This is a genomic window from Blastococcus saxobsidens DD2 (genome assembly GCF_000284015.1).
Classification (GTDB): Bacteria; Actinomycetota; Actinomycetes; order Mycobacteriales; family Geodermatophilaceae; genus Blastococcus; species Blastococcus saxobsidens_A.
In genome coordinates this window covers 435,563-450,995 of the sequence record NC_016943.1, presented here as the reverse complement: position 1 = coordinate 450,995, position 15,433 = coordinate 435,563, and the positions used below count along the sequence as shown (strand labels likewise).

General features: G+C 74.2%; 14 protein-coding genes. 9 read left to right on the top strand and 5 right to left on the bottom strand.

From position 1 onward, the window contains the following. Nucleotides 1-43: 43 nt before the first annotated feature. Together BLASA_RS02075 and BLASA_RS02070 are read left to right on the top strand one after the other, a co-directional pair. Nucleotides 44-1,003, top strand: coding sequence for a prephenate dehydrogenase/arogenate dehydrogenase family protein (locus BLASA_RS02075; RefSeq protein ID WP_166486453.1), 960 nt, complete (start codon nucleotides 44-46; stop codon nucleotides 1,001-1,003). Between the two features lie 62 nt (nucleotides 1,004-1,065). Beyond that, a complete protein-coding gene (locus BLASA_RS02070) occupies nucleotides 1,066-1,299 on the top strand; it encodes a DUF2630 family protein (protein WP_014374340.1) in 234 nt (77 codons plus the stop codon). Here the strand turns inward: BLASA_RS02070 and BLASA_RS02065 are convergent, their stop codons facing one another. Further along, entirely contained in the window at nucleotides 1,300-2,520 is a 1,221-nt protein-coding gene (locus BLASA_RS02065; protein WP_014374339.1) for a PucR family transcriptional regulator, read from the bottom strand. A gap of 309 nt (nucleotides 2,521-2,829) precedes the next feature. Between BLASA_RS02065 and BLASA_RS02060 the strand changes: the two genes are divergently transcribed. From BLASA_RS02060 to BLASA_RS02030, 7 genes are all read left to right on the top strand, one after another. Further along, nucleotides 2,830-3,699: an ABC transporter ATP-binding protein gene (locus tag BLASA_RS02060; protein WP_014374338.1), complete on the top strand. Its 870-nt coding sequence runs from the start codon at nucleotides 2,830-2,832 to the stop codon at nucleotides 3,697-3,699. Beyond that, nucleotides 3,692-4,459, top strand: a complete 768-nt coding sequence (locus tag BLASA_RS02055) for an ABC transporter ATP-binding protein (protein WP_014374337.1) — start codon at nucleotides 3,692-3,694, stop codon at nucleotides 4,457-4,459. The genes BLASA_RS02060 and BLASA_RS02055 overlap by 8 nt, the downstream gene beginning before the upstream one ends. 31 nt (nucleotides 4,460-4,490) lie before the next feature. Beyond that, complete coding sequence (locus BLASA_RS02050) at nucleotides 4,491-5,375, top strand: branched-chain amino acid ABC transporter permease (RefSeq protein WP_014374336.1); 885 nt, start codon at nucleotides 4,491-4,493, stop codon at nucleotides 5,373-5,375. Nucleotides 5,376-5,377: 2 nt separating this feature from the next. Continuing rightward, entirely contained in the window at nucleotides 5,378-6,568 is a 1,191-nt protein-coding gene (locus BLASA_RS02045) for a branched-chain amino acid ABC transporter permease (protein WP_166486452.1), read from the top strand. A gap of 89 nt (nucleotides 6,569-6,657) precedes the next feature. Further along, entirely contained in the window at nucleotides 6,658-8,022 is a 1,365-nt protein-coding gene (locus BLASA_RS02040; RefSeq protein WP_231839532.1) for an ABC transporter substrate-binding protein, read from the top strand. A 171-nt stretch (nucleotides 8,023-8,193) separates the two neighbouring features. Continuing rightward, the gene (locus BLASA_RS02035; protein WP_014374333.1) at nucleotides 8,194-9,183 is read left to right on the top strand and encodes a UDP-glucuronic acid decarboxylase family protein; all 990 of its coding nucleotides are present in this window, start codon (nucleotides 8,194-8,196) and stop codon (nucleotides 9,181-9,183) included. Nucleotides 9,184-9,291: 108 nt separating this feature from the next. Next, nucleotides 9,292-10,923: a VWA domain-containing protein gene (locus BLASA_RS02030; protein ID WP_014374332.1), complete on the top strand. Its 1,632-nt coding sequence runs from the start codon at nucleotides 9,292-9,294 to the stop codon at nucleotides 10,921-10,923. A gap of 74 nt (nucleotides 10,924-10,997) precedes the next feature. Here the strand turns inward: BLASA_RS02030 and BLASA_RS02025 are convergent, their stop codons facing one another. The 4 genes from BLASA_RS02025 to BLASA_RS02010 all read right to left on the bottom strand — a co-directional run bounded on the left by BLASA_RS02025 (nucleotide 10,998) and on the right by BLASA_RS02010 (nucleotide 15,389). Further along, a complete protein-coding gene (locus tag BLASA_RS02025; RefSeq protein ID WP_014374331.1) occupies nucleotides 10,998-11,930 on the bottom strand; it encodes a glycosyltransferase family 9 protein in 933 nt (310 codons plus the stop codon). Between the two features lie 107 nt (nucleotides 11,931-12,037). Beyond that, entirely contained in the window at nucleotides 12,038-13,453 is a 1,416-nt protein-coding gene (rfaE2, locus tag BLASA_RS02020) for a D-glycero-beta-D-manno-heptose 1-phosphate adenylyltransferase (RefSeq protein ID WP_014374330.1), read from the bottom strand. Further along, on the bottom strand, nucleotides 13,450-14,148 hold the full coding sequence (locus tag BLASA_RS02015) for a D-sedoheptulose-7-phosphate isomerase (protein WP_014374329.1): 699 nt from the start codon (nucleotides 14,146-14,148) through the stop codon (nucleotides 13,450-13,452). Before BLASA_RS02015 ends, rfaE2 begins: the two co-directional genes overlap by 4 nt. Then, nucleotides 14,145-15,389, bottom strand: a complete 1,245-nt coding sequence (locus BLASA_RS02010; protein WP_014374328.1) for a glycosyltransferase — start codon at nucleotides 15,387-15,389, stop codon at nucleotides 14,145-14,147. The genes BLASA_RS02015 and BLASA_RS02010 overlap by 4 nt, the downstream gene beginning before the upstream one ends. Between the last annotated feature and the right edge of the window lie 44 nt (nucleotides 15,390-15,433).

The following is a 15,433-nucleotide window of genomic DNA, read 5'->3' as shown; positions in this document are numbered from 1 at the left end:
TGGAGCAGCGCGTCGGTCGGGAGAGGCGTCATAGCCTCTGATCATGGCCGATGCCGCGCGCCCCGGGGCCGCCCCCGCCGGTGGAGCACCCTCGTTCCCGGTACCGACCATGCCCGCTCCCCCGGTGGCGGTGGTCGGGCTGGGTCAGCTCGGTGGCTCGCTGGCCGCCGCCCTCGCCGCTGCCGGCCGCCCGGTGTCCGGCTGGGACGTCGACCCGGATGCCCGGGACGCCGCCGCCGCGCGCGGTGTGCGGATCACCCGGGAGCTCTCGGGGGTCGTCGTCCTGGCCGTGCCGCTGCCGGTCATGGCGACGGCGCTGGACGGGCTGGCGATCGACCCCGACGCCACGGTCACCGATCTGGGGTCGGTCAAGGTGCCGGTGCTCGCGTCCGTCGGCACCACGCTGGGACGCCGGTTCGTCGGCGGCCACCCCATGTGCGGCACCGAGCGGTCGGGGCACGGGGCCACCGACCCGGCGCTGTTCACCGGCGCCCGCTGGGCGCTCTGCCTGGAGGCCGACACCGAACTGCCCCGGTGGCTGCGCGTCGCGGAGGTGGCACTGGCCGTCGGCGCCGAGGTCGTGCCGGTCACCGCGGCGGAGCACGACGACGCCGTCGCGACGATCAGCCACGTGCCGCACCTGCTCGCCGCCGCGCTCGCCGCCGCGGCGGCCGAGGCCGGGCCGCTGGCGCTCGCGCTGGCCGCCGGGAGCTTCCGGGACGGCACCCGCGTGGCCGGCAGCGACCCCGGCTTCGTGACGGCGATGGTCGAGGGCAACGCGGGCCCCTCCGCGGCGGCCCTGGGCCGGGTGCGCCACCAGCTCGCCCGCCCGTGGCCCGAGCTGGTGGCCGCCGGCCACGCCGTCGCCAGCGGCCGGCCGGGCCGCCGCACCGTCCGGGTCCCGCTCGACCGCGCCGCGCTGCTGGCCCTGGGCCGCGCCGGCGGAGCCGTGCACCGCCGGCTGGCGGCCTTCGTCGAGGGCTGGGTGCCCGAGCAGTCCTGACCGTCCGGGCGCACGGGGCGGGTTCCGGTTTCACGGCTCTGTCCCCGGGCAGGTTCGAGAGCATGGACGAGGACGACATCCTGACGCGCATCCACACCCTGGTGGACGAGGAGCACGCGCTGCGCGACAGCAGCGAGCACACCGACGAGACCAGGGCCCGCATGAGCAAGGTCGAGGCCGACCTGGACCAGTGCTGGGACCTGCTGCGCCAGCGCCGCGCCAAGCGGCAGTACGACGAGAACCCCGACGAGGCGCAGGTCCGGCCCGAGCAGCAGGTGGAGAGCTACCTCCAGTAGTCAGGCGGAGCGCCTGGCCGGCTGCCCGTGCTCGGTGCCCAGCAGGGCCAGCTGCCAGAGCAGCCGGGAGCGGGGGTCGGTCAGCTTCCGGTCGGTCACCGACTCGATCCGCCGCAACCGGTGCATCACCGTGTTCCGGTGGCAGTACAGGGCGTCGGCGGCGCGGGTCGGTGACCCGTCGGAGGCGAGGAAGGCCGCCAACGTGTCCAGCAGCACCTCGCGCTCGTCCTGCGGCAGCTCGAGCAGCCCACCGAGGGACTGCCCGACGAGCCGGGAGCTGATCTCCGGCGAGTTGCTGAGCAGCGCCTCGGGCAGTCGCTCGTCGATGCTCACCACCCGGCTGGCACCGGCAGGCAATGTCCGCACCGCCGTCTCGGCCAGCCGGTAGGCGACACCGGCCGCGGCCGCGCCGACGACGACGTCGGACACCCCGACCGGCCCGCGCGCCGCGGTGCGCAGCAGGGCCAGCAGGTCGGCCGGCCGGCTCCTGCCCAGCACCACCACGCCGACCTGCGCCTCGCTGCGGGCGCCCCACACCGATCGCAGCCCGCGCTTGAGCAGGGTCTCCGCGGGCGTCTCCAGCCCCGGCTCCCCGTCCGGGCCCGGCAGCGCGACGGCCGCCATCAGCCGCCCCTCGAGCGGCATGGCCAACAGCTCGGCGGCGCTGCGCACGAACGCCGGATCGCTGCCGCGGCCGTCCAGCAGGCCGTCCAGCACCTGCTGCCGGGCCTGCTCGTCCACGCCGTCGAGCCGTCGCTGCTCCTGCCGGTAGCCCTCGGCGAGCGCGCCGCACTCCGCGTCGTTGGTGCGCCACACCGAGCCGGCCACCTCGAGCAGGAGCGTGTCCTCGTGCCCGCTGCCGTCCCGGGACACCGCCACGAGCGTCTCCCAGGTGACCTGGCCGCCCAGCCGGTAGGCCCGCAGCACCGCTTCCAGCGGCATGCCCTGCGCGGCCCGCCGCCGCCCCACCGCCCGCGCGGACGCCAGGTGCGGCGACCCTCCGGGTCCCGCCGCGGCCATGAGCGAGCGGAGCCCGTTCTCCAGGTTCGAGCGCGTCGACAGCCGCAGGTCCTGCTCGGACTGCTCGATCAGCTCGCGGTACGCCGGCTCGGTGCGGGCGAGCACGTCCACCATGCGGTCGGTCATCGCGTCGAGCTGGTCGAGCAGCCTCGGCCCCAGCTGCGCAAGCCTCGTCGCCACCTCCGGCCGGAAGGCGTGCACTCGATCACCTCCTCGAAGACACCGCTGACAGCACAACACGGGGAGTTCAGAACTGTGCGTTCCGCCCATTGTGAGTGCACCCACGGCACGAGAGGGTCGGCGCCACCGAAGCGTGACCCAATCGACGCCCGCAGCGGGTCGGGAACCGGCTCCACGGCGCCGACGGACAGCACAACCCGACCTCGGGATCGCTGTGCGGTGCGCCCATTGTGACCGCGAACACCGCCGGGCAGGCTCACCAGAAATACTCGTGACCCGATCGAGGCCGTTCGGCATGCCCGGACGGTGATCCCCTGACGAAGAGGAGCAGTGGGCCCCTTGGCGCAGCCGCTCAGGCATTCCGGCAGCCAGCCACCCGACGACGCGCCCACCTCCCGGCTCGAGATGAGCGGCATCAACGTCGCCTTCGGCGGCGTCGCGGCGCTCACCGACGTCTCGCTCACCGTGGAGCCGGGCCAGGTGCACGGGCTCATCGGTCCCAACGGAGCCGGCAAGACGACCCTGTTCAACGTCGCCTGTGGACTGGTGCGCCCGTCGGCCGGCCGGATCACGTGGCGCGGGCAGGAGCTGCGCCGCCTGAAGCCCGCACAGCTCACCGGCCTCGGCATCGCCCGCACGCTGCAGGGCGTCGGCCTGTTCCCGCTGATGACCGTCCTCGAGAACGTGATGGTCGGCGCGCACCGGCACGCGAAGGCCGGCTTCTTCTCCGCGCTGTTCGCGCTCCCGACCTCGGACAAGGATGAGCACCGGCTGCGCGAGCGGGCGATGCACGCGCTCACCGAGCTGGACGCCGAGCAGTACGCCGGTCGCTACCCCGGCTCGCTGCCGTACCCGGTGCAGAAGCGCGTCGCGCTGGCACGCGCGCTGGTCGCCGAGCCGGACCTGCTGCTGCTCGACGAGCCGGCCAGCGGCCTGTCCGAGGAGGAGATGCACGAGCTCGGCGACCTCGTCCGCAGCCTGTCCGGCCAGATGAGTGTCCTGCTGGTCGAGCACCACATGGACCTGGTCATGCGGGTGTGCGACCGCATCACCGTCCTCGACTCCGGCATCCAGATCGCGGCCGGCACGCCCGCGGAGGTGCAGGCCGATCCTGCGGTGACCGAGGCCTACCTCGGCGACGAGGTCGAGGCCGGGCCGACGACGGCGAGCACGCCGGAAGGAGGAGCCACCCGTGTCTGAGACCACGCGCGGCGCCACCGCCATGCCGGCGGCAGCCGGCAGCGCCACGACGACCGCCCTGCTCGAGGTGGAGGACCTCAGCGCTTCGTACGGACCGGTCCGAGCGTTGGACGGCGTCACCCTGCGGGCCGACACCGGCCGGATCACCGCCGTCCTCGGCGCGAACGGCGCCGGCAAGACCACCCTGCTGCGCACGATCAGCGGGCTGGTCCGGCCCACCGGGGGGCGCGTCCGCCTGGACGGTGAGGACATCACCAAGGCGCGCGTCGAGTCGATGGTCGCCAAGGGGATGTCGCACGTCCCCGAGGGCCGCGGCGTGATCGCCGAGCTCACCGTCGACGAGAACCTGCGGGTGGGCTCGCTGTTCCGCGGAAAAGTCGGCAAGGAGGAGTTCGACCGGGTCTACGACCTCTTCCCGCGCATCGCGGAGCGGCGCGACAACCACGCGCACACGCTGTCCGGCGGCGAGCGGCAGATGCTGGTCATCGGCCGCGCGCTGCTGGCCCGCCCCCGCGTGCTGCTCCTCGACGAGCCCTCGCTGGGCCTGGCCCCGAAGATCGTCGCGCAGATCTTCGGATTGCTCCGCCAACTGGTCGACAGCGAAGGCCTGTCGGTCCTGCTCGTCGAGCAGAACGCCCGGAGTGCGCTGTCGGTCGCCGACATCGGCGTCGTCCTCAACCTCGGCCGGGTCGTCGTCACCGACGACGCGCGCACGTTGATGGCCGACGAGCAGCTCCGGCACGCCTATCTCGGCTTCTGAGCCGCCCGCAGAGTCAGGAAGACGCATCGTCGTGACCTATTTCGTGAACGTCACCATCACCGGGCTGATCGAGGGCACCATCTACGCCGCCTTCGCGCTCGCCCTGGTGCTGATCTGGCGGTCCACCCGGATCGTCAACTTCGCCCAGGGCGCGATGGCCGCCCTCACCACCTTCATCGCCCTCGCCCTCATCCAGGGCGGGATGTCCTACTGGCTGGCCTTCGCGGCCGCGCTGCTCAGCGGCTTCGCCCTGGGCGCGATCGTGGAGCGGGTCGTCATCCGGCCGGTCGAGGGCGGGCCCGAGCTCAACGCGGTCATCGTCACCCTCGGCCTGTTCGTCGCGATCCAGGCGCTGATCGCGATCCTCTTCGGCTCGTCGTTCCAGAGCTTCCCGGCACCGTTCGGTCTGCGCGGGCTCGAGATCGGCGGCACCACCATCGCGCTGACGCCCAACAGCATCTTCGTGGCCCTCGCGGTCATCGTCACGATGGCGCTGCTCGTCGCGCTGTTCCGGTTCACCCGCGTCGGCCTGGCGATGCGCGCCTCGGCCTTCGGCCAGGAGGTCGCCCGCCTGCTCGGCGTCCGGGTGGGCCGGATGCTGACGCTGGGCTGGGCGCTGGCCGCGGTGGTCGGGGCGCTGTCCGGGATCCTCATCGCCGGCGGTGAGTTCGTCTGGCCGGCCTACATGGACAGCCTGATCATCTTCGGCTTCGTCGCCGCGGTGCTCGGCGGGCTGGACTCCCCCATCGGCGCGATCGTCGGCGGGCTGCTCCTCGGCCTGGCGCTGAGCTACGTCAGCGGCTACGTCGAGCGCGGCAGCGCGCTGGTCAACGTCGCGGCGCTGGTGATCCTCATGGTGGTGCTGCTCGTGCGCCCCGGCGGTCTCTTCTCCAGCACCGTGGCACGGAGGGCATGACGATGAGCGAACTGCGGACCCCCGAAGACGCCCCGGGCAAGGCGGCGTCCCAGGCCCCCGGCGAGACCACGGTTGCGGCCGACGCCCCCTCGGCGCCGGCCCGCACCGGCCGGACGTTCCTGCCGGAGTCCACGCTGCTGCGGCATCTGCTGGTGCTGCTGATCGCAGCGGTCGTCGCGGTCGCCGTGCTGGAGCTCACCGACTCCTTCACCAACTCGCAGCTGGCGCAGCTGAGCTACTACGCCATCGCCGCCGGCGGACTCACCGTGCTCACCGGCATGAACGGCCAGATCTCGCTCGGCCACGGCGCGCTCATGGCGGTCGGCGCCTACACCACGGCGCTGTTCCTCGCCGCCGAGGAGCCGCTGCCCCTGGCAGTCATCTTCCTGGCCGCCGTGGTGGTCGCCACTCTCGTGGGCGCTCTGGTCGGCGTCGCCGCCGCCCGCCTGCACGGCCCGTACCTGGCCGGGGCGACGCTGGCACTGGCGGTCGGCATCCCCGGCCTGGCCATCTACTTCCACGACTGGCTCGGCGGTGAGCAGGGCCTGCGGGTGAGCGCGCCTCGCGCGCCGGAGTCGTTCGACGCGTTCATCGGCTTCGTGTCGGGCGGCAACGCGTCGAACACCAAGTGGCTGGCCTACATCGGCGTCGTCTGCCTGCTGATCACCTACTTCCTGCTGGCCAACCTGGTCCGCAGCCGGATCGGGCGCACCTGGCGAGCGGTGCGCGACCAGGAGGTCGCCGCTGAGCTGGCCGGCATCAACCTCGGCGCGTGGCGGGTGCTGGCGTTCGTGGTGAGCGCCGCCGCCGCGGGCCTGGCCGGCGGGGTCCTGGCGATCGTCGTCCGACTGGCCGCACCCAGCGGCTTCACCATCGTGCTGTCGCTGTCGCTGCTCACCGCGATCGTGATCGGCGGCCTCGGCAGCCTGCTCGGCGCGCTGCTCGGCTCGGCGCTGCTGGTCTTCCTGCCGCCGTTCGTCACGAACCTGGGTGCCGACTTCGGCTTGAACAACACCGAGGCCGCCCAGCTGGCGCCGCTCGTCTACGGCGTGGTGCTCATCGTGGTGATGATCTTCGCGCCGGCCGGCTTCGTCGGCACGATCAAAATGCGCTGGCTGACGCGCAAGGCCAAGCGGCAGATCGCAGCCCAGCAGGCCGCGGGGGCCACGTCGGCTCCCGGCAGCAGGGGGTGAGCACGACCCGATCGTCTCGCCGATCCCGGCCGCTCCATCCCATCCAGACTCCCGGGCACCGATGCCCGGGCCGCATCAGAGGAGAACTGTTGTCCAGATCCTCCCGACGGCTTCTGTCCACCATGGCCGCCGCTTCCATGCTCGCCACCCTCGCCGCCTGCGGCGCCGGGGGCGACGACGGGGACGGCGGTGGCGTCAGCGCCAGCGCCGATGGTGAGAACGAGGCCTCCGACATCGGCATCACCGAGGACACCATCACGCTCGGCTCGCACTACCCGCTGACCGGTGTGGCCGCCCCCGGCTACAGCGAGATCCCCACCGGCGTCGAGGCCTACTTCGACTGCGTCAACCAGGCGGGCGGGATCTACGACCGCGAGATCGAGTGGATCTACCGCGACGACGCCTACAACCCGACCCAGACCGCCCAGGTGGTCAACCAGCTGGTGCTCGAGGACGAGGTCTTCGCGATCATGGGCGGCCTCGGGACCCCGACGCACAGCGCGGTCCTCGAGTTCCTCAACGCCGAGGGGGTGCCCGACATGTTCGTGGCATCCGGCTCGCTGCTGTGGGGCGCCCAGCCCGATGAGTACCCCTACACGTTCGGCTGGCAGACCGACTACATGAGCGAGGGGAAGATTATCGGCCAGTACATCGCCGAGAACTTCCCGGACGCCAACGTCGGCCTCTTCCTGCAGGACGACGACTTCGGCGAGGACGGCGAGGCCGGCCTGCGGCAGTACCTCTCCGACGACCAGATCGTCGCCGTCGAGCGCTACGTCCCGGGCAACACCAACATCGGTCCGCAGATCGCCGCGCTGCAGGCGGCCGGCGCCGACGTCGTCGTCGGCTTCACCGTGCCCAGCTACACGGCGCTGTCGCAGCTGGCCGCAGCTCAGCTGGGCTTCCAGCCGGAGCAGTGGTTCTACTCCAACGTCGGGTCGGACCCGGCGCTGGTCGGGCGACTGCTGAACAGCTTCTCCCAGGGTGCGGTGAGCGACGCCAGTCTGCTGGCCGGCGCCATCACCACCGACTACCTGCCGACGGTCGACGAGACCGACAACCCCTGGGTGCAGGAGTTCCAGCGGATCTGGGACGAGTGCGGTGGCGAGGGTGAGCTCACCAACTACCGCATCTACGGCATGAGCCAGGCATACACCATGGTGCAGGCGCTGCAGGCGGCTGGGCGGAACCCCACGCGTGACGACTTCGTCGAGATCGTCGAGCAGATCGGCGAGGACTGGCAGGGCCCCGGCCTGGCGCCGTTCCGCTACTCGGAGGAGAGCCACCTCGGCATCAGCGGCATGTCGCTCGCCCGGATCACCCCCGACGGCGGCTCCGAGCAGCTGACCCCGGTGCTGGTGACCGACATCGGTGACGCCCCGATCGAGGAGTACACCGGCGAGGAGTCCACCCCGCCGGCGGACGCCATCCCCGAGGAGGAGCCGGCCGGCTGATCGGCTGACCCCACCGTGCACCGGGCCGCCGGTCTCCTTCGGGAGGCCGGCGGCCCGTCCACGTTCGGGTGGACCGCCGCCCCGACACTTCGGGATCGAAGTGTGTGCGGAGTTGATCTCCGGGTAGGGGGTGCTGCAGCGCGCTCCCGCGCGCGGGCGAGGAGGACGGCGATGGTCAGCGGGCCGGCACGCGAGACACGGACGATCCGCCGGGCGGTCGTCACCGGAGGGGCGGGGTTCCTGGGCTCGCACCTGTGCGAGCAGCTGCTCGAGCGCGGGGTCGAGGTGGTCTGCCTCGACAACTTCCTCACCGGTTCCCCGGAGAACGTCCTCCACCTGATGGAGCACCCCGGGTTCCGCCTGGTCCGCTGCGACGTCACCGACTACGTGCACGTCCCCGGCCCGGTCGACCTCGTGCTGCACTTCGCCTCGCCGGCCAGCCCGATCGACTACCTGAAGATGCCGATCGAGACGCTGAAGGTCGGCAGCCTCGGCACCCTGCACACCCTCGGCCTGGCGCACGACAAGGGCGCCCGGTACGTGCTGGCGTCGACGTCGGAGGTCTACGGCGATCCGCTGCAGCACCCGCAGACCGAGGAGTACTGGGGCAACGTCAACCCGGTCGGCCCCCGCGGGGTCTACGACGAGGCCAAGCGGTTCAGCGAGGCCATGACCACCGCCTACCGGACGTCGAAGGGCACCGACACCGGCATCGTGCGGATCTTCAACACCTACGGCCCCCGGATGCGCGCCGACGACGGCCGCGCCATCCCGGCGTTCGTGAACCAGGCGCTCGAGGGCCGCCCCCTGACGGTGGCCGGGGACGGGTCCCAGACGCGCTCCATCTGCTACGTCGACGACACCGTCGCCGGCATCCTCGCGATGGCGTTCTCCGCCCACACCGGCCCGGTCAACATCGGCAACCCCGACGAGCTGTCGATGCTGCGGCTGGCCGAGTGGATCGTCGAGCTCACCGGCTCCGGCTCCCCCATCGACTACATCGACCTGCCCGTCGACGACCCCAAGGTGCGCCGCCCGGACACCACGCGCGCCGAGCAGCTGCTCGGCTGGCGGCCTCGGGTGCCCTCGGAGGAGGGGCTGCGCCGCACCGTCGACTGGTTCGCCGCCCAGCGGCAGACCGCGCGGGTGCAGGCCGTCTGACCCCGGCGTGCGACGAGGGTCACCCCGGAGCGGCGCGGTCGCCCTCTAACCTGGAGCGGCGGGCTCGGGGGAGCCGCGCCCACCCCGAGTCGACCTCAGAGAGCGAGCATGGGCCGCCACGCCGATACCACCGCACGTCGCCGTCCGGTGCCGCCCGTCCTCATCGCCGCAGCGCTGGCCGTGGTGCTGGCCGGCGGCGGCCTCGCCTGGTGGCTGACCGGTAGCGGCGGCTGTGACGACCGCGCGACCGTGGCGGTCACCGTCGCCCCCGAGCTGGGCGAGCTGACCGAGCGGATCCTCCCCGCGGAGATCGTCGTCGAGGAGCGTCTCTGCGTCGAGACCACCGTGGCCACCCAGCAGCCGCTGCAGACCGTCGGCGACCTGTCTGCCCTGGCGGCCGACGCGCTGCCCGGCGTGTGGGTACCCGACTCGTCGCTGTGGGCGGCCCGCGCGGCCGAGGCACCGCTGGAGGTGGTGGGCTCGCTGGCCACGTCGCCGGTCGTGCTGGCCACCAGCCAGGCCGCCGTCGACGCCCTCGGCTGGGCCGACCAGCCACCCGGATGGGGCGCCGCCCTGGCCGGCGCGCACCCGGTCGCGGTTCCCGACCTCGCCACGAGCGCCGAGGGGCTGGCCGCGCTCACCGCCGTGAGCACCGCGCTCGGCGGCGGCGAGGCGGCCGGCAACGCCGTCGTGCAGGCCGTGCTGGCCGCCCAGCGCGGGCCCGCGCTGTCCGCCGCGGAGGGCCTGGCCGCGGGCCTGAAGGGCGGTGCCGATGCCCCGCTGGTCCCGGTCAGCGAACAGGAGGTCTACGAGATCAACACCGCCGCCGAGGCGTCCGCGCTCGTCGCCGTCTACCCGGGCGAGGGCAGCCCGGTGCTGGACTACCCGGTCGTGCGGGTGGGGTCGCCGGACGGCGACCAGGCCCTCGCCGTGGCAGCGGTCGTCCGCGCACTGACCTCGGACGCGGCGCGCACCGCGGCCGTCGACGCCGGTTTCCGCGACGGGAACGGCGCCGTGCCCCCGGACGCCGCCGACGCCGGGATCCGGGCCGAGGCGCCCACCGCCCTCGAGCTGGAACCCGCCGCCGTCCAGGCGCTGGTGGCGCAGCTGAGCAACCTGGCGGATCCCTCCCGGATCCTCGCGGTCTTCGACGTCTCGACGTCCATGGAGGCGCCGGTCGGTGAGGGGACGCGCGCGACCCTGGCCCGGGACACGGCGAAAGCCACGCTCTCGCTCGTGCCCGGCGACTTCGCGCTCGGCCTGTGGGCGTTCGCCTACCAGCTCGACGGCGAGCAGGACTGGACCGAGCTGGTGCCCACCCGTGAGCTCGAGACCCTCGTCGGCGACACCACGCAGCGGGAGATCCTCGACGACCAGCTCGACACCATCCCCGACCGGCTGACCCCGGGCGGCACCGGCCTGTACGACACGACGCTGGCCGCGGTGCGGGCCGCGCGGGAGAACTACGACCCGACCGCGGTCAACAGCGTCCTGGTCCTCACCGACGGCACCAACGAGGACGACCAGAACGGCCTCACCCTGGACAACCTGTTGATCACGCTCGCCGCCGAGGCCGATCCCGAGCGGCCCATCAAGGTCATCGGGGTGGCGCTCGGCCCGGACGCCGACCTGACCGCGCTCGAGCAGATCGCCGACGCGACCGGCGGGGCGGCGTACTCCGCGGTCGACGAGAGCGACCTGCAGACCGTCCTCTTCGACGCCCTCCGCCAACGCGGCTGAACCCCGGCCGAACCCCGCACGGGCATAGGAGGCTATGCATACGTCCCGCGGCGCCGAAGCGTAGGCATAGCTTCCTATGCCCGGGGTCGGTGGGCGGCGTCGGGCAGCCGGTCGAGGGCTGCGACGACCTCGTCGACGGTGATGCGCGCCAGCGCCGGGTCGAGTTCGGTGCCCCAGGGGTCGCCGGTGCCGTCGCCGTGCCAGAGGACGACGTGCTGCGCCCGCGCCGGCGGGCCCCACAGCGCCGGGGACACCGGGCCGAACAGCACCACCGACGGCCGTCGGTAGGCCGACGCCAGGTGCGCGACGCCGGTGTCGCCGCAGACGACGACCCGCGCGGCGGCGACCACCGAGGCCAGTTCCATCGACGTCGTCCACCCGGCGAGCACGCACCCCTCCCCCAGGCCGGCGGCCGAGGCCACCGACCGCGCCAGCTCCACCTCGCCCGGGCCGCCGGTGATCCGGACGTCGTGGCCGGCGCCGGCGAGGTGCCGGGCGACCGCGGCGAACCGGTCGGCCGGCCAGCGCCGCCCGGGGTAGGCGGCACCCGGGTGGACGACGGCGACGTCGCGCACCGGCGGCGGCACGGCCGGGACGGCGAGATCGAGGGCATCGGGATCGGCCTCGACGCCCAGCCCCTCGGAGACCAGCCGGCACCATCGCCGCACCTCGTGCTCGCCGGGGAGCCAGGTCGGGCCGGGGTACCCGGGGCTGGCGAAGGTGAGCAGGCGCTGCGGGTGCAGGCCGGCCACGACCACGTGCGAGGCCGGGCCCTTGCCGTGCAGGTCGACGGCGAGCTCCGGCGGTGGTCCCGACCAGTCCAGCGGCTCGAGCTCGCGGGCGGGCAGCACCTGGTCGACGGCGTCGATCAGCTCGGCGAGCGGCCGCAGCGGCTCCGTCGTCGCCAGGACCAGCCGGTGATCGGGGACCGCGGCCCGGATCGCCCGGATGGCGGGCACGCCGGTGAGCAGGTCGCCGAGCCCCAGCGGCCGCAGCACCACCGCCACCGGCTGCCCGCCCCTCACGGGAACCGAGGCATAGGAACCTATGCCTATGGAATGGGGCCCGAATCCATAGGCATAGGTTCCTATGCCTGCCACTCCGGGGGCGGGCATCACACCTGCGAGCGCTCCACCAGCGCCGTGGTCGAGTGCCCGTCGAGGTAGGGCAGGACGACGGCCTGGCCGCCCCAGCCGCGCAGCACCTCGGCCTCGGGCAGGTCGGCGCCGGCGTAGTCGCCGCCCTTGGCCCAGACGTCCGGGCGCAGCCGGTCGAGCACCTCGGCGGGGGTGTCCTCGCCGAAGACGACCACGGCGTCGACGAACTCCAGCGCCTCCAGCACGCGGGCGCGGTCGGTCGCGGTGACCAACGGCCGCGACGGGCCCTTGAGCCGGCGCACCGAGTCGTCGGAGTTGATGCACACGATCAGGCAGTCGCCGAGGCCCCGGGCCGCGCGCAGGGTGGCCACGTGGCCGGGGTGCAGCAGGTCGAAGCACCCCCCGGTGGCGACGACGGTGCCGCCGGCCGCCCGGACGCGGGAGATCACCGCGTCCGCACCCGGCTCGGGAACGACATCCGGCTCGGCCGGCTCGGCGGCGTCCCAGGCCGATGCCCCGCCGCGGGCCACGAACGCCGACGCGAACGCGACCGCGGCGGCCACGGCCTCACCGGTGACGGCCCCGTCGGCCAGGGCGAGCGCCGCGGCGGCGGCGAAGGAGTCACCGGCTCCGCAGGGGTCCCCGCCGGTGACCGTGACCGCGGGCACGACCATCGGCGCCCCGGAGCCGTAGGAGAGCAGCGCGCCGCGGGAGCCGAGCGTCACCGCCACCGCCCCGACCCTCCAGTGCCGGATGAGCGACTCCGCGCGGGTACCGACCGCGGCCAGGCCGCTGCCCTCGGCGTCCACGCCGGCCGCGGCGGCCACCCGGGCGGCCTCCGCGCCGTTCGGGGTCACCAGGCGGGCGCTGGGCACGGGGTCGGCGCCCCGGGGGTGCGGGTCCCAGACCACCGGCCCCCGTGCGGCGGTCAGCGCGGCGCGGACGGCGGGGTCCGCGGTCGTCCCACGGCCGTAGTCGGCGACCAGCACCGCGGCCGCGTTCCCGATGGCGGCGGCGGCCTCGGCCGGCAGCTCACCGAGCGCCGCCACCGGCGCACCGCTGTCCAGCCGGGCGACGGAGTGGTCGCCCACCCGCACCCGCTGCTTGACCGCGGTGCCGCCGGTGGCCGGGATCTCGATCAGCCGGACCCGGCCGGCCAGCAGGGCGCGCAGCCGGTCGGCGCCCTCGTCGGAGTCGATCGGGGCCACGAGGACGACCTCGCGGCGCCCGGCCGCCGCGGCGATGACCGCGGCCAGCGCGGCGCCGCCGGGGCGTTCCCGTCGCTCGATGTCCTCGACCACCGGGACCGGCGCATCGGGGGTCAGCCGGGACGCCGACCCCACCAGGTCGACGTCGAGCAATGCGTCTCCGACGACGACCAGCGGCCGGGGATCCGCACGCACGGCCATGAACGCGGGATCGCGGCGGGTCACCGGGCGGTCCCCAGCGTCGGCCCGGACGGGACCCGCGAGGGCTCGCTCAGCACGGCCGCGTCGAAGGCGGCGCAGACCAGGTGCAGGGCGACCAGGTGGCACTCCTGCACGGTCGCCGTCCACGGGGAGTCGATGCAGACCGCGTCGTCGGCGGCGGCGGCCAGCGGGTTGGGCGCCGGGCCGGTGAGGGCCAGCGTGGTGATGCCGCACTCGCGGGCCCGGCGGGCGGCGGCGACGGCGTTGGGCGAGCGGCCCGACGTCGACAGCAGGATCAGCACGTCACCGGCCCGCCCGTGCGCCTCCACCTGGCGGGCGAACAGCTCGTCGGCCGGGTAGTCGTTGGCGATGGCGGTCAGCGACGAGGTCTCCGCGGTGAGGCAGATGGCGGAGAACGGTGGCCGGTCGGCGCGGTAGCGGCCCACCAGCTCGGCGGTGAGGTGCTGGGCCTGGGCGGCGCTGCCCCCGTTGCCGGCGGCGAGCAGCCGGCCGCGGGACTCGCCGCACAGCACGCCGGCCAGCTGCCGGCCCCACCGGTCGAGCACGTCCAGCTGGCCGTTCAACGAGCCGAGCGCCGCGGTCAGCGAGGCGACGTGGTCGGCACCGGTGAGGTGGGTGCAGGTGTCGGGCGAGACGGCCTCCGCATTGGAGGACGGAGCGGTGGTGTTCGGGGCCGCACTCATCGGAATGCTGCTCATCGGGCGACCTCCACGGGACGGCGGCGGGCGAGCACCTGCCGGTAGACGGTTTCGGTGTCGGCGACGACGCGGGCCCAGCGGTAGCGGGCGCGGGCCCGCTTCACGCCGGCGGCGCCGTAGGCGGCGCGCCGCTCGTCGTCGGTGAGCAGCGCGGCGAGCACCTCGCCCAGCCGCTCGGGGTCGCGGGGCGGCACCAGGTCACCGGTGACCCCGTCGGCGACGGTGTCCTGCAGCCCGCCGACGGCGGTGGCGACGACGGGGCGCCCGCAGGCCATGGCCTCCAGCGGCGTGATGCCGAACGGCTCGTACCAGGGCACGGCGAGGACGACGTCGGCCGAGCGCACCCAGGCCGGCACGTCGGCGCGGGCCACGGACCCGGCGAAGACCAGCCGGTCGGCCACGCCGGCCTCGGCGGCGATGCCGCGCAGCCGCTGCACCTCCGGATCGGCGTCGATCGCGTCGGTCGGCGGGCCGCCGACGACCACCAGCTCGGCCTCCGGCACCGCGCGCAGGGCCCGGACGGCGTCGTCCTGGCCCTTGCGCTCGACGAGCCGGCCGAGGACCAGCAGGCGCGTGCGCTCGGTCCGGGGTGCGACCGGGCCGCGGGGGGTGAACACCGAGGTGTCCACGCCGCAGGGGACGATCGAGACCCGGTCGCTCGGCAGCCCGAGGCGGCGCAGTTCGAAGACCTCGTCGGAGCAGGTGGCGACGACGTGGCCGACGTCGCGGCACAGCCCGCGCTCGAGGTCGATCCGCTCGGCGGGCGAGGTGTCGGCGTCGCCCTGGTGCCGGCGCTTGACCGAGCCGAGGGCGTGGAAGGTCTGCAGCACCGGCACCGGCGTGAGCAGGCTGGCCGACGCCTCGACCGACGCCAGGCCGCTCATCCAGAAGTGCGCGTGCACGACATCGGGTGCCTGCGCGGCCCAGCCGTGCCGCAGCACCCGCGCGAACGCGGGCATGTGCTGGAGCAGCTCGTCCTTGGGCAGCGCCTCGGCCGGTCCGGCGGTGACGTGCACGACGTCGTACCCGTCCGGCGTGGAAACCCGCTCGGGCAGCCCCGCGTCGTCGCGGCGGGTGTGCACGGTGACCTCGTGGCCGCGCTGGGCGAGCCCGGCGGCCAGGGCGGCGACGTGCACGTTCTGCCCGCCGGCGTCGACGCCACCGATCGCGGCGAGCGGGCTGGCGTGCTCGGATACCAGGTCGATCCTGAGCCGGTACGTCCCCAGCTGGTCGGTCCTCATCGACCCACCTCCGGTGTCGGAGCGGAACGGCTCCGCCGCACTGT

Bases quoted from the DNA above. Each gene is read 5' to 3' on its own strand.
- BLASA_RS02075 (WP_166486453.1), top strand. From the start codon at position 44: ATGGCCGATGCCGCGCGCCCCGGGGCCGCCCCCGCCGGTGGAGCACCC.
- BLASA_RS02070 (WP_014374340.1), top strand. From the start codon at position 1,066: ATGGACGAGGACGACATCCTGACGCGCATCCACACCCTGGTGGACGAG.
- BLASA_RS02045 (WP_166486452.1), top strand. From the start codon at position 5,378: ATGAGCGAACTGCGGACCCCCGAAGACGCCCCGGGCAAGGCGGCGTCC.
- BLASA_RS02035 (WP_014374333.1), top strand. From the start codon at position 8,194: ATGGTCAGCGGGCCGGCACGCGAGACACGGACGATCCGCCGGGCGGTC.
- BLASA_RS02030 (WP_014374332.1), top strand. From the start codon at position 9,292: ATGGGCCGCCACGCCGATACCACCGCACGTCGCCGTCCGGTGCCGCCC.
- BLASA_RS02015 (WP_014374329.1), bottom strand. From the start codon at position 14,148: ATGAGCAGCATTCCGATGAGTGCGGCCCCGAACACCACCGCTCCGTCC.
- BLASA_RS02010 (WP_014374328.1), bottom strand. From the start codon at position 15,389: ATGAGGACCGACCAGCTGGGGACGTACCGGCTCAGGATCGACCTGGTA.